19 protein-coding genes are annotated in these 21,220 nt (G+C 52.0%); 18 read left to right on the top strand and 1 reads right to left on the bottom strand.

Going from position 1 to position 21,220, the window contains the following annotated elements; translation table 11 throughout:
- The first annotated feature begins 70 nt into the window (after window positions 1–70).
- The 3 genes from udk (at window position 71) to asmA (ending at window position 3,265) form a co-directional block, all read left to right on the top strand.
- The gene (udk, locus tag C2U41_RS12790) at window positions 71–712 is read left to right on the top strand and encodes a uridine kinase (protein ID WP_003036776.1); all 642 of its coding nucleotides are present in this window, start codon (window positions 71–73) and stop codon (window positions 710–712) included.
- Between the two features lie 91 nt (window positions 713–803).
- Window positions 804–1,385 carry a dCTP deaminase gene (gene dcd / locus C2U41_RS12785; RefSeq protein WP_003036774.1) on the top strand — a complete coding sequence of 194 codons (582 nt, stop codon included), beginning with the start codon at window positions 804–806 and terminating at the stop codon, window positions 1,383–1,385.
- A 26-nt stretch (window positions 1,386–1,411) separates the two neighbouring features.
- On the top strand, window positions 1,412–3,265 hold the full coding sequence (gene asmA, locus C2U41_RS12780; protein ID WP_103848830.1) for an outer membrane assembly protein AsmA: 1,854 nt from the start codon (window positions 1,412–1,414) through the stop codon (window positions 3,263–3,265).
- Window positions 3,266–3,309: 44 nt separating this feature from the next.
- Here the strand turns inward: asmA and C2U41_RS12775 are convergent, their stop codons facing one another.
- Window positions 3,310–4,893: a TerC family protein gene (locus C2U41_RS12775; protein ID WP_003841782.1), complete on the bottom strand. Its 1,584-nt coding sequence runs from the start codon at window positions 4,891–4,893 to the stop codon at window positions 3,310–3,312.
- 656 nt (window positions 4,894–5,549) lie between these two features.
- On the opposite strand from C2U41_RS12775, the gene C2U41_RS12770 reads away from it, so the two are divergent.
- The 15 genes from C2U41_RS12770 to cpsG all read left to right on the top strand — a co-directional run bounded on the left by C2U41_RS12770 (window position 5,550) and on the right by cpsG (window position 21,192).
- Window positions 5,550–6,689, top strand: coding sequence for a polysaccharide export protein (locus tag C2U41_RS12770; protein ID WP_096878442.1), 1,140 nt, complete (start codon window positions 5,550–5,552; stop codon window positions 6,687–6,689).
- Window positions 6,690–6,694: 5 nt separating this feature from the next.
- Entirely contained in the window at window positions 6,695–7,144 is a 450-nt protein-coding gene (gene wzb / locus C2U41_RS12765; protein WP_003036763.1) for a low molecular weight protein-tyrosine-phosphatase Wzb, read from the top strand.
- Complete coding sequence (gene wzc, locus C2U41_RS12760) at window positions 7,141–9,303, top strand: tyrosine-protein kinase Wzc (RefSeq protein WP_103848829.1); 2,163 nt, start codon at window positions 7,141–7,143, stop codon at window positions 9,301–9,303. Before wzb ends, wzc begins: the two co-directional genes overlap by 4 nt.
- A gap of 72 nt (window positions 9,304–9,375) precedes the next feature.
- On the top strand, window positions 9,376–10,218 hold the full coding sequence (gene wcaA, locus C2U41_RS12755) for a colanic acid biosynthesis glycosyltransferase WcaA (protein WP_044711337.1): 843 nt from the start codon (window positions 9,376–9,378) through the stop codon (window positions 10,216–10,218).
- A 2-nt stretch (window positions 10,219–10,220) separates the two neighbouring features.
- Window positions 10,221–10,709, top strand: a complete 489-nt coding sequence (wcaB, locus tag C2U41_RS12750) for a colanic acid biosynthesis acetyltransferase WcaB (protein ID WP_003844327.1) — start codon at window positions 10,221–10,223, stop codon at window positions 10,707–10,709.
- Entirely contained in the window at window positions 10,706–11,923 is a 1,218-nt protein-coding gene (gene wcaC, locus C2U41_RS12745; RefSeq protein WP_046670046.1) for a colanic acid biosynthesis glycosyltransferase WcaC, read from the top strand. The genes wcaB and wcaC overlap by 4 nt, the downstream gene beginning before the upstream one ends.
- Window positions 11,898–13,115: a colanic acid polymerase WcaD gene (wcaD, locus tag C2U41_RS12740; RefSeq protein WP_103848828.1), complete on the top strand. Its 1,218-nt coding sequence runs from the start codon at window positions 11,898–11,900 to the stop codon at window positions 13,113–13,115. The genes wcaC and wcaD overlap by 26 nt, the downstream gene beginning before the upstream one ends.
- A 5-nt stretch (window positions 13,116–13,120) precedes the next feature.
- Window positions 13,121–13,867: a colanic acid biosynthesis glycosyltransferase WcaE gene (wcaE, locus tag C2U41_RS12735; protein ID WP_103848827.1), complete on the top strand. Its 747-nt coding sequence runs from the start codon at window positions 13,121–13,123 to the stop codon at window positions 13,865–13,867.
- A gap of 9 nt (window positions 13,868–13,876) precedes the next feature.
- On the top strand, window positions 13,877–14,431 hold the full coding sequence (gene wcaF / locus C2U41_RS12730) for a colanic acid biosynthesis acetyltransferase WcaF (RefSeq protein WP_003036750.1): 555 nt from the start codon (window positions 13,877–13,879) through the stop codon (window positions 14,429–14,431).
- 24 nt (window positions 14,432–14,455) lie between these two features.
- Window positions 14,456–15,577: a GDP-mannose 4,6-dehydratase gene (gmd, locus tag C2U41_RS12725; protein ID WP_003036748.1), complete on the top strand. Its 1,122-nt coding sequence runs from the start codon at window positions 14,456–14,458 to the stop codon at window positions 15,575–15,577.
- A gap of 2 nt (window positions 15,578–15,579) precedes the next feature.
- Entirely contained in the window at window positions 15,580–16,545 is a 966-nt protein-coding gene (gene fcl / locus C2U41_RS12720) for a GDP-L-fucose synthase (protein WP_103848826.1), read from the top strand.
- 2 nt (window positions 16,546–16,547) lie between these two features.
- On the top strand, window positions 16,548–17,027 hold the full coding sequence (locus C2U41_RS12715; protein WP_103848825.1) for a GDP-mannose mannosyl hydrolase: 480 nt from the start codon (window positions 16,548–16,550) through the stop codon (window positions 17,025–17,027).
- On the top strand, window positions 17,024–18,247 hold the full coding sequence (wcaI, locus tag C2U41_RS12710) for a colanic acid biosynthesis fucosyltransferase WcaI (protein ID WP_003844321.1): 1,224 nt from the start codon (window positions 17,024–17,026) through the stop codon (window positions 18,245–18,247). The genes C2U41_RS12715 and wcaI overlap by 4 nt, the downstream gene beginning before the upstream one ends.
- A gap of 2 nt (window positions 18,248–18,249) precedes the next feature.
- Window positions 18,250–19,686, top strand: coding sequence for a mannose-1-phosphate guanyltransferase (cpsB, locus tag C2U41_RS12705; RefSeq protein ID WP_048217345.1), 1,437 nt, complete (start codon window positions 18,250–18,252; stop codon window positions 19,684–19,686).
- A gap of 135 nt (window positions 19,687–19,821) precedes the next feature.
- Window positions 19,822–21,192: a colanic acid biosynthesis phosphomannomutase CpsG gene (gene cpsG, locus C2U41_RS12700; RefSeq protein WP_046670039.1), complete on the top strand. Its 1,371-nt coding sequence runs from the start codon at window positions 19,822–19,824 to the stop codon at window positions 21,190–21,192.
- The last annotated feature ends 28 nt before the right edge of the window (window positions 21,193–21,220 follow it).

Genomic DNA, 21,220 nt, shown 5'->3' with positions numbered 1-21,220 from the left:
CTATAATTGCCGCGTTTGGCGTTTCGGCGCCGCCCTTCCTTACATCCAGGTTAATCAGGTCGCTAAATTTATGACTGATCAGTCCCATCAGTGCGTCATTATCGGCATTGCCGGCGCATCGGCTTCCGGCAAGAGCCTTATTGCCAGTACTCTTTATCGCGAATTGCGTGAACAAGTCGGTGACGAACATATTGGCGTTATTCCCGAAGACAGCTATTACAAAGATCAAAGCCATCTGTCGATGGAAGAACGTGTAAAAACCAACTACGACCATCCGAACGCGATGGACCATAGCCTGCTGTTTCAACATCTGCAAACGCTGAAACGCGGCTCTGCCATTGAACTGCCGGTATATAGCTATGTTGAGCACACGCGTACGCAAGACACTATTCATATCGAACCCAAGAAAGTCATCATCCTGGAAGGCATTTTGCTGCTGACGGATGCGCGTTTGCGTGACGAGATGAACTTCTCTATTTTTGTTGATACGCCGTTGGATATTTGCCTGATGCGCCGTATCAAGCGGGATGTGAACGAACGTGGTCGTTCAATGGATTCGGTGATGGCGCAATACCAGAAAACCGTCCGGCCAATGTTCCTGCAATTTATTGAGCCTTCAAAACAATACGCCGACATCATTGTGCCGCGCGGGGGTAAAAACCGCATCGCCATCGATATTCTGAAGGCTAAAATCAGTCAGTTCTTTGAATAAGTTCAGCGAATTGTGTACCGTTCAGTGATAACCTGGTTCACCCTTAACGCACCTGGCATTAAGGGTTTGAAGCACGAAAGGAGAAAGTGCCATGCGTTTATGTGACCGAGATATTGAAGCCTGGTTGGATGAAGGTCGCCTGTCGATCAATCCACGCCCTCCTGTCGAGCGAATCAATGGCGCCACGGTAGATGTGCGCCTTGGCAACAAATTCCGTACGTTCCGCGGTCATACGGCGGCGTATATCGATTTAAGCGGACCGAAAGATGAAGTCAGCGCCGCGCTGGATCGCGTGATGAGTGATGAAATCGTCCTTAAGGACGGCGAAGCATTTTTCCTGCATCCGGGGGAACTTGCACTGGCGGTAACATTCGAATCCGTGACACTGCCTTCCGATCTCGTCGGTTGGTTAGATGGCCGTTCTTCGCTGGCTCGTCTGGGACTGATGGTACACGTCACCGCTCACCGTATCGATCCGGGCTGGTCTGGCTGTATCGTACTGGAGTTTTACAACTCCGGAAAATTACCGCTGGCTCTGCGTCCGGGGATGCCGATTGGCGCGTTAAGTTTCGAACCGCTTTCCGGTCCGGCAGCGCGACCCTACAACCGTCGTCAGGATGCGAAATATCGCGACCAGCAGGGCGCCGTTGCCAGCCGGATCGATAAAGACTGAGTGTTTATCAGTCTATTGGGGATAGCATGAGACGATTTCTGACGACGCTGATGATTCTTCTGGTCGTGCTGGTGGCCGGTTTTTCTGCGTTAGTACTGTTGGTGAATCCGAATGATTTCCGCGCGTATATGGTCAAGCAGGTTGCCGTACGTAGCGGGTATCAGCTGCAGTTGGATGGCCCCCTGCGTTGGCACGTATGGCCGCAACTGAGTATCCTCTCAGGGCGAGTGATGTTAACGGCTGAAGGCGCCAGCGACCCCCTGGTTCGTGCTGATAATATGCGTCTCGACGTTGCATTGTGGCCGCTGTTGAGCCACCAACTCAGCGTGAAGCAGGTGATGCTCAAAGGCGCAGTGATTCAATTGACCCCGCAAACTGAGGCGGTACGCGGCAAAGATGCACCCGTTGCCCCAAAAGACAATATGTTGCCCGATCTGGCGGAAGACAAAGGATGGTCGTTTGATATCGCCCGTCTGCGTGTTGCCGACAGTGTTCTGGTGTTCCAACATGAAGACGATGAACAGGTTACCGTTCGCGATATTCGTCTGGAGATGGAACAAGATAGCCAGCACCGCGGCACGTTTGATTTCTCCGGGCGTGTGAACCGCGATCAGCGCGATCTCGCGTTATCCTTTAACGGTACGGTCGATGCCTCCGATTACCCGCACAACTTATCTGCGAATATTGAACAGTTAAGCTGGCAACTGCAGGGGGCCGATCTGCCGCCGCAGGGGATCAACGGTCAGGGACATCTTCAGGCGCAATGGCTGGAAGAGAAAAAACAGCTTTCATTTAGCCAGATAAATTTGACCGCTAATGACTCTTCTTTCTCCGGGCAAGCGCATGTGGCCGTGTTGGAAAAACCGGAATGGGCCGTTGACCTAAAATTTGGTCAGCTCAATCTGGATAACCTGCTCGTACAACATGACGCAGCGGTGACAGCAAAAGGTGAAGTTCAGCAAGGTCAGAGTCAGTCAACGCTGGCGCGCCCCGTTATTGCTTCCCAGGTTGATGCTGTTTCGTATCAGGGACTCAAGGGTTTTTCGGCAGACATCGCTTTGCAGGCTGACAAGGTGCTGTGGCGGAAAATGGCGTTTGAGAATGTCTCGGCAAAAATAGACAACCGGTTCGGCTTACTGAACATTGCACAGTTGCAGGGAAAAAGTGATGGCGGGCTGATCTCATTGCCCGGTACGCTGGATGCCAGAAAGGGAGAACCGCGAGCGGTATTTCATCCGCGCCTGGAAGGTGTTGAAATTGGCACTATTCTGAAGGCCTTTGATTACCCCATCGCACTCACCGGCAAGCTGTCGTTGGCGGGAGATTTTTCCGGCTCGGATATTGACGCCCAGGCGTTTCGTCACAGCTGGCAAGGGCAGGCCCATGTCGAAATGAACGATACGCGAATGGAAGGGATGAACTTCCAGCAGATGATACAGCAGGCCGTCGAGCGTAGCGGTGGAGATGCTAAAGCCCAGCAAAATATGGAGAACGTGACCCGTCTGGATCGTTTTGTAACCGATATGACGCTGGATAACGGTGAGGTAACGCTGGATAACATGGTAGGGGAGTCCGCTATGTTGGCACTGACCGGCAAAGGAACGTTAGATCTGGTGAAGCAGAATTGCGACACGCTGTTTAACATTCGCGTTCTGGGCGGTTGGGATGGCGAAAGTAAGTTGATTAATTTCCTGAAGGCCACCCCGGTTCCTCTCAGAGTCTATGGTCAATGGCAGTCACTGAACTACAGTCTGCAAGTTGATCAGCTTTTGCGTAAACATCTGCAGGATGAAGCAAAACGTCGCCTGAATGACTGGGCCGATCGCAATAAAGATTCCCGCAACGGCAAAGATGTTAAAAAGTTGCTGGATAAGCTCTGATTCATATTGCCGGATGGTGGCTAATGCCCCATCCGGCTCGTGACTTACACCTCGTAATCCATCTCTTCTTCACTGTGTAGCGGTATCAGCTGGACTTTTTGCACGCGATGATTTTCCACCTGCAGGGTTTTTAGCCGATAGTCGCCAACCTGGACTTCCTCCCCGGTTTTTGGGATGCGCTGCAAATATTCCATTAAAAGCCCGGCAATGGTGTGATACTCACGTTTTTCATCTAATGGGATAGGGACGTACTGCACAAGGTCTTCCAGCGGCATATGCCCGTTAGCGGTCCATGAACCATCGGCGTTTTTCTGAATATCATGGCGGGCGTCGATTTCCTCTACCTCGTTTGGCAGATTGCCGGCGATGGTTTCCATCACATCACTCAGCGTCACAATCCCTTCGACGGAACCAAATTCATCGGCTACAAACGCGAAGTGCGTCCGGGCGTTTCGGAACTGCTCAAGCGCCGGAAGTAGCGGCAGAGTTTCCGGGAACACCAGCGGCTGGCGAATCAGGACGCGCAGGTCGAGCGGCTCGCCGCGCAGAGACTGTTGCAGCAAATCGATGACATGCACCACGCCAAGCAGTTCTTCCTGCCCGTCTTCGCCAGTGACCACCAGACGCGTATGCTGGTTTTTTTCCAGTAAGGCGCGGATTTCTGCTTCGGGAGCATTGAGGTCGATGTGTTCAATATCGTGACGCGAGGTCATGATACTGCTGACGGTACGCTGATTAAGGTTCAGCACACGTTCAATCATCCTCCGCTCCTGAGGCGCGAAAATCTGACCTTCATGATGGTCCGCCAGCATTGCCGCGGTTTCGGCATCCAGTTCGGCATCTTCTTTTTGCCCGCTCAGCAGCCGCATTACCGCTTCGGCGGTGCGCTGGCGCAGAGTATGGTTGGCTGAGAGGAAGCGACGACGGTTAAAAATAGCCAACTGGTTCAATGCTTCGATCATCACCGAGAAGCCGATGGCCGCGTACAGGTAACCTTTCGGGATATGGAAACCAAACCCTTCGGCCACCAGGCTAAAACCAATCATCAGCAAGAAGCTCAGGCACAGAATAACGATAGTTGGATGACTGTTGACAAAGCGCGTCAGCGACTTGCTCGCCAGCACCATCAGGCTGATGGCAATAATCACCGCAGCCATCATCACGGCCAGGTGATCGACCATCCCAACAGCGGTAATGACGGAATCGAGAGAGAATATGGCGTCCAGCACCACGATCTGCGCGACCACACCCCAGAATTTAGCGCCTTTACGCTGGGTGGGATTGTCGCTGTCTTTTCCTTCCAGCCGTTCGTTGAGCTCCATAGTGGCTTTAAACAGCAGGAAGAAACCGCCGAACAGCATGATCAGATCGCGGGCGCTGAAGCTGAGATCGCGAATGCTGAACAGCGGCGTGGTCAGTGTTACCAGCCAGGATATTGATGCCAGCAGCAGCAGGCGCATAACCATCGCCAGCAGTAGCCCGGTAATACGCGCCTTATCCCGCTGGGCAGGAGGTAGTTTCTCCGCGAGGATGGCAATAAAAACAAGATTATCAATGCCAAGAACAAGTTCGATCACGATTAACGTGACCAGTCCGGCCCAGATTGACGGATCGGCAATCCATTCCATAGTAAATGCTATACCCATAGTTGTATGACAATTGTCACAATTCGATCATGGGTAAAACTGGCGAAAAATGCAATGGCGAGAGGGGATTTCTCTGTCGGTTATATCAGAACAGATGCAGGATAATAGCCTTAATGTCACTACAGGAAATTATTTTATTAATCTAGATATATTTAGGAAATATCGCAGGTGGGATGTTTTTATATCAATGTTGTCAACATCAATAAAATCCTAAAAATATAAAAATCCAACACTTAATATTAATCTTAAAAGCTTGGTGTGGGTGGTTTGTTATCTTGCCTGATATTCGCTTAGCTGCAACAATTCTTGCGGTAATAATCAAAAGATAAATATTTCCTCATTAACCAGTGGCACGTATTCCCGATGCGTTGCCGCTGTAAATGTGATGAAAATAAAGGAGGAGATAAAAATTTAAATTAATCAGTGCATTGGTAGCTAGTGAAGCCAGGGGCGGTAGCGTGTCTGGTCGCCTGAAACAAGCCTAAATTATTCTGTCAAGAGACCGCAGATGAATTCATTTTTTTTAGGACTGATGCCAGTTAAATTCCATTTCAATTAACGGCAAGGTAAATACGTACAGGCGAAGTCGCTATTTAGATTGCATGTGATAATTACTCTGCCAAAGTGATAAATAATCAATGATGAAATCCAAACTTAAATTGATACCAGTATTGGTATCGGTAATCTTGATAAACGGTTGTACCGTGCTTCCGGGCAGCAATATGTCTACGATGGGCAAAGATGTGATTAAACAGCAGGACGCTGATTTTGATATCGATCGCATGGTGAATGTTTATCCACTCACCCCACGACTGGTAGAACAATTACGCCCTCGACCAAATGTTGCACAACCTAATATGTCGCTGGACCAGGAGATTGCCGGGTATCAGTACCGAGTCGGTCCGGGGGATGTCCTGAATGTGACCGTCTGGGACCATCCTGAACTCACCACGCCAGCCGGGCAGTACCGTAGCTCAAGCGATACCGGCAACTGGGTACAACCTGATGGCACGATGTTTTACCCCTACATCGGCAAAGTCAGCGTGGTAGGGAAAACGTTGGCAGAGATTCGTAGTGATATTACCGGGCGCTTAGCGAAGTACATTGCTGACCCGCAGGTGGACGTTAATATCGCCGCTTTCCGCTCGCAGAAGGCCTATGTCTCCGGACAGGTGAACAAATCTGGTCAGCAGGCCATCACCAACGTGCCACTTACCGTTCTCGATGCCATTAACGCCGCAGGCGGTCTCACCGAAGCGGCAGACTGGCGCAACGTTGTGCTGACTCATAAAGGGCAGGAGCAACGCATTTCACTGCAAGCACTGATGCAAAATGGCGACCTGAGCCAGAACCGACTGCTCTATCCTGGCGACATTCTGTTTGTCCCGCGTAATGACGATCTGAAAGTCTTTGTAATGGGGGAAGTGAAAAAACAGAGCACCCTCAAAATGGACTTCAGTGGCATGACGCTTACCGAAGCGCTGGGCAATGCCGAAGGTATTGACCTGACCACCTCCAATGCCAGCGGTATTTTCGTTATTCGACCATTGAAAGACGAGGGCGGGAACAACGGCAAGATCGCCAATATCTATCAGCTTGATATGTCCGATGCGACGTCGCTGGTGATGGCAACATCATTCCGACTCCAGCCATACGATGTGGTGTACGTCACTACTGCGCCGGTTGCTCGCTGGAACCGTTTGATCAATCAGTTGCTGCCGACTATTAGCGGTGTTCGCTATATGACGGACACGGCCAGCGACCTTCACAACTGGTAATCGTCATGTTTAACAAAATCTTAGTTGTCTGTGTGGGGAACATTTGCCGTTCTCCGACGGCAGAGCGCTTGTTAAGGCAATTTCACCCGGCGTTGACGGTCTCTTCTGCCGGTCTTGGGGCGCTGGTGGGGAAAGGCGCGGATCCGTGCGCCATTAGCGTGGCGCAGGCGCACAACCTGTCACTGGATAATCATTGTGCCCGGCAGATCTCGGGACGAATGTGCCGGGAGTATGACCTGATCCTGGCCATGGAAAAGCGCCATATCTCTGCCCTGTGTGAAATGGTGCCGGAGATGCGCGGCAAAGTGATGCTTTTTGGTCACTGGGACAGCGAGCGCGAAATTCCCGATCCATATCGTAAAAGCCGTGATGCGTTTGACGCGGTGTACACATTACTTGAACGGTCTGCCCGCCAATGGGCTCAGGCACTGAACGCAGAGCAGGGAAAACGATGACAGAAAAAGTAAAACAGTCTGCTGCGCCAGTAACGGGCAATGATGAAATCGATATTGGTCGTCTGGTCGCAACGGTGGTGGAAGCCCGCTGGTGGGTACTTGGCATTACCGCGGCTTTTGCATTGTGTGCCGCGGTCTACACACTGTTCGCCACCCCCATCTATAGTGCGGACGCGCTGGTGCAAATTGAGCAAAATACTGGAAATTCATTGGTGCAGGATATTGGCTCGGCGTTGTCGAACAAACCCCCGGCCTCGGAAGCGGAAATTCAGCTCATTCAGTCACGACTGGTATTAGGGAAAACGGTAGACGATCTCAACCTCGATATCGGCGTTACCAAAGATACGTTCCCTATTTTTGGCGCGGGCTGGGACCGGCTGATGGGCCGTCAGAACGAAACGGTTAATGTGACTACCTTCACGCTGCCAAAGGCAATGAATGAACAGACCTTCACGCTCAATGTGCTGAATGACAAAAGTTATCAACTGGTGAGTGACGGGGGTTTTAGCGTTCGGGGGCAAGTCGGCAAGGTGTTGGAACACGATGGCGTGACGATGCTGGTTGAGGCGATTCATGCCAGCCCGGAGAGCCAATTTACCGTCCGTAAATTCTCCACGCTGGGCATGATAAACACCCTGCAAAATAATCTGATGGTGGCGGAAACAGGCAAAGATACCGGTGTATTGAGCCTGACTTTTACCGGTGAAGACCGCGAGCAAATCCGCGAGATCCTCGACAGTATTACCCGTAACTATCTGCAACAAAACGTGGAACGTAAATCCGAAGAGGCCGCCAAAAGTCTGGCGTTTCTGGCCAAGCAGTTGCCCGAAGTGCGTAACCACCTGGATGTTGCTGAAAACAAGCTGAACGCCTTCCGTCAGGATAAAGACTCCGTGGATTTGCCGCTGGAAGCCAAAGCGGTGCTGGATTCGATGGTGAATATCGACGCGCAGCTGAATGAACTGACCTTTAAAGAAGCGGAGATTTCCAAGCTGTTCACCAAAGCGCACCCGGCGTACCGCACGCTGCTGGAAAAACGCCAGGCGCTGGAAGATGAGAAAAGTAAGCTGAACGGGCGTGTAACGGCGATGCCGAAAACACAGCAGGAAATTGTTCGCCTGACGCGTGATGTGGAGTCCGGTCAGCAGGTCTATATGCAGTTGCTAAACAAGCAACAGGAACTGAAGATTACCGAGGCCAGTACGGTCGGTGATGTGCGCATTGTCGATCCCGCGATTGCCCAGCCTGGCGTGCTGAAGCCGAAAACGGCGCTGATTATTCTCGGCAGTATCATTCTCGGTTTAATGCTTTCCGTGGTGGGCGTACTGCTGCGTTCTCTGTTTAATCGCGGTATTGAAAGCCCCCAGGCGCTGGAAGAGCATGGTATCAGCGTGTATGCCAGTATTCCGCTGTCTGAATGGCAAAAAGCGCGTGATAACGTTCAGACCATTAAAGGTTTGAAACGCTACAAGCAAAGCCAACTGCTGGCCGTGGGGAATCCAACGGATCTCGCCATAGAAGCGGTCCGTAGCCTGCGTACCAGCCTGCACTTTGCCATGATGCAGGCGCGTAACAACGTATTGATGCTGACCGGCGTCAGTCCGTCGATTGGGAAAACATTTGTCTGCGCTAACCTGGCGGCAGTTATTAGCCAGACTAACAAACGCGTGCTATTGATCGACTGCGACATGCGCAAAGGCTATACCCACGAACTGCTGGGGACCAATAATGTTAACGGCCTGTCTGAGATCCTCATTGGCAAAGGGGATATTTCATCCAGCGCTAAACCGACATCGATTCCGCATTTTGATCTGATCCCTCGCGGTCAAATTCCTCCCAATCCTTCCGAACTGTTGATGAGCGAGCGCTTCGGCGAACTGATTGCCTGGGCCAGTTCGCACTATGACCTGGTGTTGATTGACACCCCACCAATTCTGGCGGTGACCGATGCGGCTATCGTAGGGCGCCACGTCGGAACCACGCTGATGGTAGCGCGTTATGCGGTCAACACGCTGAAAGAGGTGGAAACCAGCCTGGGCCGCTTCGAGCAAAATGGCATTCAGGTGAAAGGGGTGATCCTCAACTCGATCTTCCGCCGCGCGAGCGGGTATCAGGATTACGGCTACTACGAATACGAATACACGTCGGATTCGAAATAACTAACAGCAACGCATATCGAATATAGGCCTGATAAGCGTAGTGCCATCAGGCAACTTTTTTTGGAAACGAAAATGACCACAGAAAACCCGCTAATTTCAATTTACATGCCAACCTGGAACCGCCAGCAGCTGGCCATTCGGGCGATTAAATCGGTGTTGCGCCAGGACTATCCTCACTGGGAGATGATCATTGTGGATGATTGCTCTTCCTCATATGAGCAGTTGCAGCAGTTTGTTGAGGAACTCAACGATCCGCGCGTGTCGTATACGCATAATTCCGCCAACTCCGGGGCCTGCGCGGTGCGTAATCAGGCCATTATGCAGGCCAACGGACAATACATTACGGGGATTGATGATGATGATGAATGGACGCCGAACCGACTGAGTGTATTTCTCAACTATCGCCATCATTTGGTCACGCGGGCGTTTCTGTATGCCAATGACTATGTCTGTGAGGGCGAAGTGTATTCGCAGCCGACCAGTCTGCCGCTCTATCCTAAGTCCGTTTATTCACGCCGCAGGTTTTATAAGCGCAACATCATTGGTAACCAGGTATTTACCTGGGCATGGCGGTTTAAAGCATGTCTGTTCGATACCACGCTGAAAGCGGCGCAGGATTACGACATCTTCCTGCGCATGGTGGTGGCGTATGGCAAACCGTGGAAGGTCAAAGAGGCGACGCAGATCCTGCATGTAAATCACGGTGAGATGCGCATTACCTCATCGCCGAATAAATTCTCCGGCTACTTTCAGTTTTACCGCAAGCACAAAGGCAAATTTGACCGGGCCAGCAAGAAGTATCAGTTGTTTACCCTCTATCAGATCCGCAACAAACGGATGAACTGGCGCACGCTGCTGACGCTGCTTTCTGTTCGCAACAGTAAGCGTCTGGCCGACGGACTGCGAGGACGCTAATTATGCTGGAAGATTTACGCGTGAACGGCTGGAGTCTGCGCCCCTGCTGCATGGTGGTGGCCTATCGGATTGCCCATTTTTGCTCCGTCTGGCGTAAAAAAAACATCTTAAACAACCTGTGGGCCGCACCGGTACTGGTGATGTACCGCCTTATCACCGAATGCCTGTTTGGCTATGAAATTCAGGCCGCTGCATCAATCGGTCGTCGTTTCACCATCCATCATGGCTATGGGGTGGTTATCAATAAACACGTGGTTGTGGGGGATGATTTTACCCTACGTCACGGCGTCACCATCGGCAATCTTGGCACCAACGATTTGTCCTGCCCGGTAATCGGTAACAGCGTTGAGCTGGGGGCCAATGTCACTCTGCTTGGCGACGTTGCTATTGGCGATAACGTGACGATTGGTGCCGGGAGCGTCGTGGTGGATAGCGTTCCGGACAATGCGCTGGTCGTGGGCGAGAAGGCACGGGTGAAGGTAATAAAATGAAGATATTACAATTTAATGTGCGACTCGCAGAAGGTGGGGCGGCAGGCGTGGCGTTAGATTTGCATCTGAGGTCGCTGGAAAAAGGGCTGTCGTCGCGTTTTGTCTATGGCTATGGCAAAGGCGGTAAAAAAAGCGCCAGCCATGCGAAATACCCGCAGGTTATCAAATATACGCCGCGCCTGACGTCGGCGGCGAACATTGCGCTGTTTCGTTTCGTGAACCGCGACATGTTCGGCAATCTCGACAAGCTATATCGTACGGTTACCCGCACTAACGGCCCGCTGGTACTGCATTTTCATGTGTTGCACAGCTACTGGTTGAACCTGGAAGAGGTAGTCTCCTTTTGCCAAAAAGTGAAAGCGCATAAACCGGATATCACCTTCGTCTGGACGCTGCACGATCACTGGAGTGTGACTGGGCGCTGTGCCTTTACCGATGGCTGCGAAGGCTGGAAAACGGGCTGTCTGCAATGCCCAACGCTGAGCAACTATCCGCCGGTAAAAATCGATAAAGCCCATCAGCAGTTGCCCGTTAAGCGGCAGATGTTTCGTGCGATGCTGGCGCTGGGTTGCCAGTTTATCTCGCCCAGTCAGCATGTGGCCGACGCGTTCAACAGCCTGTATGGCGCGGGACGTTGCCGCATTATCAATAATGGCATTGATGTGGCAACTGAAGCCATTCTTGCCGAACTACCCGCGATGCATGAGAAGAGCGGTCGGCCGAAAATTGCCGTGGTGGCTCATGACCTGCGCTATGACGGCAAAACCAGTCAGCAACTGGTGCGAGCGATTACCGCGCTCGGAGACAAAATTGAGTTGCATACCTTCGGCAAATTTTCGCCATTTGCGGGAGATAACGTCATCAATCACGGTTTTGAGAGCGATAAGCGCACGTTGATGAGTGCGCTTAATCAGATGGATGGACTGGTGTTCAGCTCCCGTGTCGATAACTACCCGCTGATTCTGTGCGAAGCGCTGTCCATCGGCGTACCGGTAATAGCCACGCACAGCGATGCCGCGCAGGAAGTGCTGGCTAAATCAGGCGGAAAAACGTTCAGCGAAGCTGAAGTGTTGCAACTGGTGCAGCTGAAAAAATCAGACATTGCGCAGGCGGTTTTTGACACGTCGCTTGCCGCATTTAGCCAGCGCAGCCGATTGGCATACAGTGGACAACAGATGCTGGAGGAATATGTCTCGTTCTATCAGAATCTGTAGCTATCTGGTGCTACCGCTGCTTTATCTGCTGGTAAACGTCAAACTCGCCCAGCTTGGCGAGAGCTTCCCGATCACTATCGTTACCTTTTTACCCGTTCTGCTGTTGCTGTTTATCGAACGCATCAATATCAAAAAATTAATGATCGCGCTGGGCGTAGGGGGCGGACTGACGGCATTTAACTATCTGTTCGGTCAGTCACTGGATGCCAGCAAGTACGTGACGTCCGCCATGTTGTTTATCTATACCGTGGTGATTATTGGCATGGTATGGAGTATTCGCTTCAAAACCATTTCATCGCATAACTACATTAAAATCTTGTGCTTTTTCTGGCTGGTTGTGGGACTGGTGGTGGGGTTAGCTGCAGCTGAAATGGCGCAGATAATTCTCAGCGGCGGCAGCAGTTTAATGGAAGTTATTTCGAAATATCTTATTTACAGTAACAGCTATGTTCTGAACTTTATTAAGTTTGGTGGAAAACGAACCACGGCGCTCTATTTCGAACCGGCATTCTTCGCTCTGGCATTAATCTCAATTTGGCTCAGTATCAAACAGTTTGGTATCAAAACACCTAAGTCCGATGCTATGATTCTGGTAGGGATAATATTATCGGGATCGTTTTCAGGAGTAATGACGTTTATTTTGTTTTACCTCCTGGAATGGGCGTTTCAGTACCTAAATAAGGATGCGATAAAAAAGAAGCTACCTCTGGCGATAATCTCATTGAGCGTGTTTTTAGTTGGTGTGATATTTGCTTTTCCGTACATCGCAACGCGGCTTGGTGATTTAGGAACTGAAGGTTCGTCATCGTATTATCGTATCGTAGGGCCATTAGTGATGGTCGGTTATTCGTTACTGAACGTTGATGGCGTAGTGAGATTTGGCTCACTTTATGAATACGTCGCGTCATTCGGAATTTTTAACGGTGCAGATGTCGGTAAAACAATAGACAATGGCTTGTATCTGCTGATTATTTATTTTTCATGGTTCGCGGTGATATTAGCCCTATGGTACATGGGGAAGGTCATGAAAATGATGATCAATGCGTTTGGCGATAATCAGAATTATCGGGTGCAGCTTTATCTTTTTACACCATTGTCACTGTTTTTTACAGGTTCAGTATTTAGTCCGGAATACGCATTTTTAATTGTGTGTCCGTTTATTTTGCGCAAGGCGCTGAATATCGCGAGGTAACTTACATGCTGCTCAGTATCATTACCGTCGCCTTTCGCAATCTGGAAGGGATCGTCAAAACTCACGCGTCGCTGGCACATCTGGCGCAAGCGGGTGATATCAGTTTTGAGTGGATTGTTGTTGATGGCGGCTCCTTGGATGGTACGTCGGCGTTTCTTGAAGGACTCAGTGGAGAACACCGGTTACGGTTTGTCAGCGAGCCGGATAACGGCATCTATGATGCGATGAACAAAGGCATCGCCATGGCGCGCGGGCGGTTTGCACTGTTCCTCAACTCCGGGGATATTCTGCATGCGAATGCGGCTTGTTTTATCCGCCAGCTAAAAATGCAGAGTGACCAAACTATGGTCATTGGCGATGCGTTGCTGGATTTCGGCAATGGCAACAAAATTAAGCGTCGGGCAAAACCGGGTTGGTATATTTATCACAGCCTGCCCGCCAGCCATCAGGCAATATTTTTTCCGCTCTCAGGACTGAATGTCTGGCATTATGATTTGCAATATAAAATATCGTCAGATTACGCGTTGGCAGCCAAATTATACAAGTCCGGTTACGCTTTTAAAAAGCTGCGCGGGCTGGTGTCGGAATTTTCTATGGGCGGAGTGTCAACGACGAATAATCTGGAATTGTGCCGGGATGCCAAAAAAGTACAGCGCCAGATATTACACATGCCAGTTTTTTGGACCGGTTTGTCAGAATATTTACGTCTGCGCACAACCGATAAAACAAAAGCCTTATATGGAAAAACGTAAGGGCACAATATGCAAGACTTAAGCGGATTTAAAGTGCCTGGCGGTTTTCGCGGCGGCGGCGCTATTAAAGTGCAATTATGGTGGGCGGTGCAAGCAACATTATTTCGCTGGTCTCCACAGGTTATGTATCGCTGGCGTGCATTTTTATTACGGATGTTTGGCGCAAAAATAGGAAAAAACGTAGTCATTCGGCCTTCAGTAAAAATTACTTATCCGTGGAAACTAACTCTGGGAGATTATGCCTGGGTGGGTGATGACGCGGTTTTATATACGTTAGGTGATATTACGATTGGGGCCCACGCAGTTATTTCGCAAAAAAGTTATTTATGCACCGGGAGTCATGATTATGCCAGCCAACATTTTGATATTAACGCCACACCGATAGTGGTTGGCGATAAATGCTGGCTGGCGACAGATGTCTTTGTCGCGCCTGGCGTGACGATTGGCGATGGCACCGTCGTCGGAGCACGAAGCAGCGTATTTAAATCGCTGCCAGCAAATGTCATTTGTCGGGGAAATCCCGCAGTAGTCACGCGCGAACGCGTCGAGAAAGTTACTCCCTGAGGGGATCACTGAAGAGGTTATAACATGTCAAAAGTCGCTCTCATTACTGGCGTAACCGGGCAGGATGGTTCTTACCTGGCAGAACTCCTGCTGGAAAAAGGGTACGAAGTACACGGTATTAAGCGTCGCGCTTCATCATTCAACACCGAACGTGTGGACCACATCTACCAGGATCCGCATTCAGGCAATCCCAAATTTCATCTGCACTATGGCGATTTGACGGACTCCTCCAATCTGACCCGTATTTTACAGGAAGTCCAACCGGATGAAGTCTATAACCTGGGTGCCATGAGCCACGTTGCGGTGTCGTTTGATTCACCGGAATACACCGCAGACGTTGATGCGATCGGCACCTTGCGCTTGCTGGAGGCGATCCGCTTCCTTGGTCTGGAAAAAAAGACCCGTTTTTATCAGGCGTCCACCTCTGAGCTGTACGGTCTGGTTCAGGAAATCCCGCAGAAAGAGAGCACGCCGTTCTATCCGCGTTCACCGTATGCCGTTGCTAAGCTGTATGCCTACTGGATAACCGTCAACTACCGTGAGTCTTACGGGATGTATGCCTGTAACGGCATTCTGTTTAACCACGAGTCTCCGCGCCGCGGCGAAACCTTTGTCACTCGCAAAATTACCCGGGCGATCGCCAACATCGCTCAGGGGCTGGAGTCTTGCCTGTACCTGGGCAACATGGATTCACTGCGCGACTGGGGGCATGCCAAAGATTACGTCAGGATGCAGTGGATGATGCTGCAGCAGGATAAGCCGGAAGATTTCGTGATTGCCACCGGCGTGCAGTATTCCGTGCGCCAGTTTGTAGAAATGGCGGCAGCTCAACTGGGGATTAAATTGCGCTTTGAAGGTGAGGGCGTGAATGAAAAAGGCATCGTGGTTTCCGTGACCGGACATGATGCGCCGGGCGTGAAGCCAGGCGATGTCATGATTGCCGTTGACCCGCGCTACTTCCGTCCGGCTGAGGTGGAAACGCTGCTGGGCGATCCGGCCAAAGCACATGAAAAACTGGGCTGGAAACCGGAAATCACGCTGCGCCAGATGATCTCGGAAATGGTTGCTAACGATCTTGATGCGGCGAAGAAACATTCCCTGCTCAAGTCGCACGGTTACGAGGTTGCCATCGCGCTGGAGTACTGAGGATGAAGACACAACGTATTTTTGTGGCGGGCCATCGCGGGATGGTGGGGTCCGCCATCGTCAGACAATTGTCGCAGCGAAATAATGTGGAGCTGGTGCTGCGTACCCGCGACCAGCTTAATCTGCTGGACGCCAGTGCGGTGCAGGCGTTTTTTGCCGCTGAACGTATTGACCAGGTTTATCTGGCGGCGGCAAAAGTAGGAGGGATTGTGGCAAACAATACTTATCCTGCTGATTTTATTTATGAAAACATGATGATTGAGAGCAACATTATTCATGCTGCACATCTGCATAACGTGAATAAACTGTTGTTTCTCGGGTCATCCTGTATTTATCCCAAGCAAGCTACCCAGCCAATCGCCGAGAGTGAACTGTTGCAGGGGACACTTGAACCGACCAATGAGCCGTATGCGATTGCCAAAATTGCCGGTATCAAGCTGTGTGAATCGTATAACCGACAGTATGGCCGTGATTATCGCTCGGTGATGCCGACCAATCTGTATGGGCCGCATGACAACTTTCATCCGAGTAATTCGCATGTGATCCCGGCGCTGCTGCGCCGCTTTCATGAAGCTCGCGGGCAAAATGCGCCGGATGTGGTGGTATGGGGCAGCGGGACGCCAATGCGTGAATTTCTGCATGTCGACGATATGGCGGCGGCCAGTATCCACGTGATGGAGTTGGCTCAGAAAGTGTTGCAGGAATATACCCAGCCGATGCTGTCGCATATCAACGTGGGTACCGGCGTGGACTGCACCATCCGTGAACTGGCGCAGACTATTGCGGAGGTCGTGGGTTACAAGGGGCGCGTGGTGTTTGACGCCAGTAAACCGGACGGCACGCCGCGCAAATTGCTTGACGTTACGCGTCTGCATCAGTTGGGCTGGTATCACGAGATATCTCTGCAAGCGGGACTTGCCAGTACATATCAGTGGTTTCTTGAAAACCAGCAGCGTTACCGGGGGTAAGCATGTTTTTACGTCATGAGGATTTTGCCACCGTTGTACGTTCAACTCCGCTGATTTCCATCGATTTGATCGTGGAAAACGCCCACGGTGAATTTCTGCTTGGCAAGCGCCTCAATCGTCCTGCGCAGGGGTACTGGTTTGTGCCCGGCGGTCGGGTGCAAAAAGATGAACCGTTGCACGCGGCCTTTGAGCGGCTTACTGAAGCTGAGCTGGGGTTACGTTTACTGCTGTCCGCTGCGCAGTTTTACGGTGTCTGGCAGCACTTCTATGACGACAACTTTTCCGGGGAAGATTTCTCAACGCATTACATCGTGCTGGGATTTCGTCTGCGGGTGTCGGAAAACGACCTGCAACTGCCTGACCTTCAACATGACGCGTACTGCTGGCTGGCAATTGAAGAGATTCTGGCCACTGACCGCGTGCACGACAACAGCCGGGCTTACTTCTGTGAGAAGAGTCAGGCCGGAGCACCCGGGCTATGAAGATCCTTGTGTATGGCATCAACTATTCGCCGGAGTTGACCGGTATCGGTAAATACACCGGTGAAATGGTGGCGTGGATGGCGCAACAGGGGCATGACGTACGGGTGATCACTGCGCCGCCTTATTATCCGCAGTGGAAAGTCAACGGTCGCTATTCATCCTGGCGCTACCGTCGTGAAGAGGGCGATGCCATCGTCTGGCGTTGCCCGCTGTATGTGCCTGAGCAGCCCTCCACGCTCAAGCGTCTACTGCATTTAGGCAGTTTCGCCCTGAGCAGTTTCTTCCCGCTGCTGGCGCAGCGCCGCTGGAAGCCGGATCGCATCATTGGGGTAGTACCGACGCTGTTTTGTACGCCGGGAATGCGCCTGCTGGCGAAGCTGTCCGGGGCGCGCACGCTGCTGCATATTCAGGATTACGAAGTTGATGCCATGTTGGGACTTGGCATGGCGGGCAAAGGCAAGCGCGGTATGGTGGCAAAACTGGCCAGCGCTTTTGAGCGCAGTGGGCTGTTGAATATGGATCATATTTCGACCATTTCTCGCTCAATGATGAATAAAGCACAGGAAAAGGGCGTTGATGCACAGAAGGTTATTTTCTTTCCGAACTGGTCAGAAGTAGCGCGTTTTCGCGATGTGGACGCCGCCGATGCTCTGGCGTTGCGCCAGCAGCTGGGCTTGCCTGATGGAAAAAAAATCATTCTCTACTCTGGCAATATTGGTGAAAAGCAAGGACTGGAGAGTGTAATCGACGCAGCGGCCCTGTTGAGCGAGCGGCCCTGGCTGTTTGTGATTGTCGGGCAGGGCGGGGGTAAAGCGCGGCTGGAGAACATGACCAGCGAACGCGGCCTGAACAATGTGATGTTCTTTCCGCTGCAATCTTATGACGCGCTGCCTGCACTGCTCAAAATGGCGGACTGTCATCTGGTGGTACAAAAGCGCGGTGCGGCGGATGCCGTACTGCCTTCCAAACTGACCAATATCCTCGCCGTTGGTGGTAACGCGGTGATTACCGCCGAGCCGGAAACCGAGCTGGGGCAGCTCTGTAACATTGTTCCAGGCATCGCAGTATGCGTGGAGCCGGAATCGGTAAACGCGCTGGTTTGCGGTATCCAACAAGCGTTGAGGATGCCAAAAGTCAATACGGTGGCACGTGACTATGCCGAACGCACGCTGGATAAAGATAACGTGCTTAGCCAATTTATTGCTGATATTCGGGGTTAATGATGAGTCAAAGCAAACTCTTTCCGGTGGTGATGGCCGGTGGCTCGGGTAGCCGTTTATGGCCTCTGTCCCGCGTATTGTATCCAAAGCAGTTCCTGTGCCTGAAAGGTGATCTCACCATGCTGCAGACAACGATATGTCGTCTGAACGGCGTGGAGTGTGAAAGCCCGGTGGTTATCTGTAATGAACAACACCGTTTCATCGTCGCGGAACAGCTACGGCAACTGCACAAGCTGACTGAGAACATTATTCTCGAACCCGCCGGACGTAACACGGCACCGGCGATAGCGCTGGCCGCACTGGCGGCAAAACGTCAAAGCCCGGAGGAAGATCCGCTGCTGCTGGTATTGGCGGCCGATCACATGATTGCCGACGAAGAGGCATTTCGCGAGGCGGTTCGCAATGCTATGCCCTATGCCAGTGCGGGTAAGCTGGTGACGTTTGGTATCGTGCCGGACCAGCCGGAAACGGGCTATGGCTATATCCGCCGTGGCGAGGTTTCGCCAACGAATACCGACGCTGTGGCGTTCGAAGTGGCGCAGTTTGTTGAAAAGCCCAATCTGGAAACCGCGCAGGCTTATGTGGCGAACGGCGATTACTACTGGAACAGCGGCATGTTCTTGTTCCGCGCCGGACGTTATCTGGAAGAACTGAAAAAATATCGCCCCGACATTCTTCAGGCCTGTGAGAATTCCATGAGTACGGTTGACCCCGATCTCGATTTTATCCGCGTTGATGAACAGGCGTTTCTCGCCTGTCCGGAAGAGTCTGTGGACTATGCGATAATGGAACGTACGGCCGATGCGGTGGTAATGCCCATGAACGCAGGCTGGAGCGATGTTGGCTCCTGGTCATCGCTGTGGGAAATCAGCGCCCATACCGCCGAAGGCAATGTGCATCATGGCGACGTCATTAGCCACAAAACGGAAAACAGCTACGTGTATGCCGAATCTGGCCTGGTGACGACCGTCGGGGTGAAGGATCTGGTGGTGGTGCAGACCAAAGATGCGGTGCTGATCGCCGATCGCAACGCGGTGCAGGACGTCAAAAAAGTGGTGGAGCAAATTAAAGCTGACGGACGACATGAACACCATATTCACCGTGAAGTTTACCGTCCGTGGGGCAAGTATGACTCCATTGATGCCGGAGACCGTTACCAGGTGAAGCGAATTACCGTTAAACCCGGTGAAGGATTGTCCGTGCAGATGCATCATCACCGGGCTGAACACTGGGTAGTGGTGGCCGGTACCGCGAAAGTGACGATCAATGATGACATCAAACTGCTCGCTGAAAACGAGTCTGTCTATATTCCGCTTGGGGCGACCCATTGTCTGGAGAATCCCGGGAAAATCCCGCTCGATCTGATTGAAGTGCGCTCCGGATCTTACCTCGATGAGGATGATGTGGTGCGGTTTGCGGACAGATACGGGCGCGCCTGATGCAGGATGCGCCGCGCTTATCCGGCCTACAACACCGTAGGCCCGGTAAGCGAAGCGCGCCAGGAAATGCATTTAACACTCATTAAAAGGCTCATTAAGAGTCAGGGCCTCCTGTTGCCTGAAGAAGGGTAAATCATGACGAAATTAACCTGTTTCAAAGCCTACGATATTCGCGGCAGGCTGGGCGAAGAGCTGAATGAAGATATCGCGTGGCGTATTGGCCGCGCTTACGGCGAGTTCCTGAAGCCAAAAACGATTGTCCTCGGCGGTGATGTGCGCCTGACCAGCAAGACGCTAAAGCTGGCGCTGGCGAAAGGACTACAGGATGCGGGGGTGGATGTGCTGGATATTGGCATGTCGGGTACCGAAGAGATTTATTTTGCCACCTTCCACCTGGGTATTGACGGCGGTATTGAAGTGACCGCCAGCCATAATCCGATGGATTACAACGGCATGAAGCTGGTGCGGGAAGGGGCACGGCCCATCAGCGGTGATACCGGTCTGCGCGACGTACAGCGCCTGGCGGAAGCCAACGACTTCCCGGCGGTTGATGAGACAAAACGTGGCCGCTACCAGCGTATTACTATCCGTGATGCCTACATTGACCACCTGCTGGGTTACATCAATCCCGCCAATCTGAAACCGATGAAGCTGGTGCTCAATTCCGGTAACGGCGCGGCAGGCCCTGTAGTGGACGCCATTGAAGCCCGTTTTAAAACATTGGGCGTGCCGGTCGAGTTCATCAAAATCCACAACACGCCGGATGGCAACTTTCCCAACGGTATTCCCAATCCTCTGCTGCCGGAATGTCGGGCTGACACGCGCAACGCGGTGATTGAACACGGCGCAGATATGGGAATTGCCTTCGACGGTGATTTTGACCGCTGCTTCCTGTTCGATGAAAAAGGTCAGTTCATTGAGGGCTACTACATTGTCGGCCTGCTGGCGGAGGCGTTTCTGGAGAAGAATCCGGGGGCGAAGATTATCCACGACCCGCGTCTGTCCTGGAACACCGTGGACGTGGTGACGGCGGCAGGCGGTAAACCGGTGATGTCAAAAACCGGACACGCGTTTATCAAAGAGCGGATGCGCCACGAAGATGCCGTCTACGGCGGTGAAATGAGTGCGCATCACTATTTCCGTGACTTTGCCTACTGTGACAGCGGGATGATCCCGTGGCTGCTGGTCGCGGAGTTGCTGTGTCTGAAAGGGCAGTCGCTGGGCGAACTGGTCCGCGACCGGATGGCGGCCTACCCGGCGAGTGGTGAAATAAACAGCACGCTGGCAGAGCCGGCGGCAGCGATTGCGCGCGTGGAGCAGCATTTTTCCCGTGAGGCGCTGACGGTGGACAGAACGGACGGTATCAGCATGTCGTTTGTCGACTGGCGCTTCAATTTACGCTCTTCCAATACCGAACCGGTGGTGCGCCTGAACGTGGAATCGCGCGGAGATATTCCGTTGATGGAAGCGCGAACGCGCACTCTTCTGGCGTTACTGAATCAGTAATGCTGGTGCTTCCTTTGCCCGATTCTGG

It is taken from the genome of Citrobacter freundii complex sp. CFNIH4 (assembly GCF_002934505.1).
GTDB lineage: Bacteria > Pseudomonadota > Gammaproteobacteria > Enterobacterales > Enterobacteriaceae > Citrobacter > Citrobacter freundii.
This window is presented reverse-complemented; position numbering and strand designations above follow the sequence as displayed.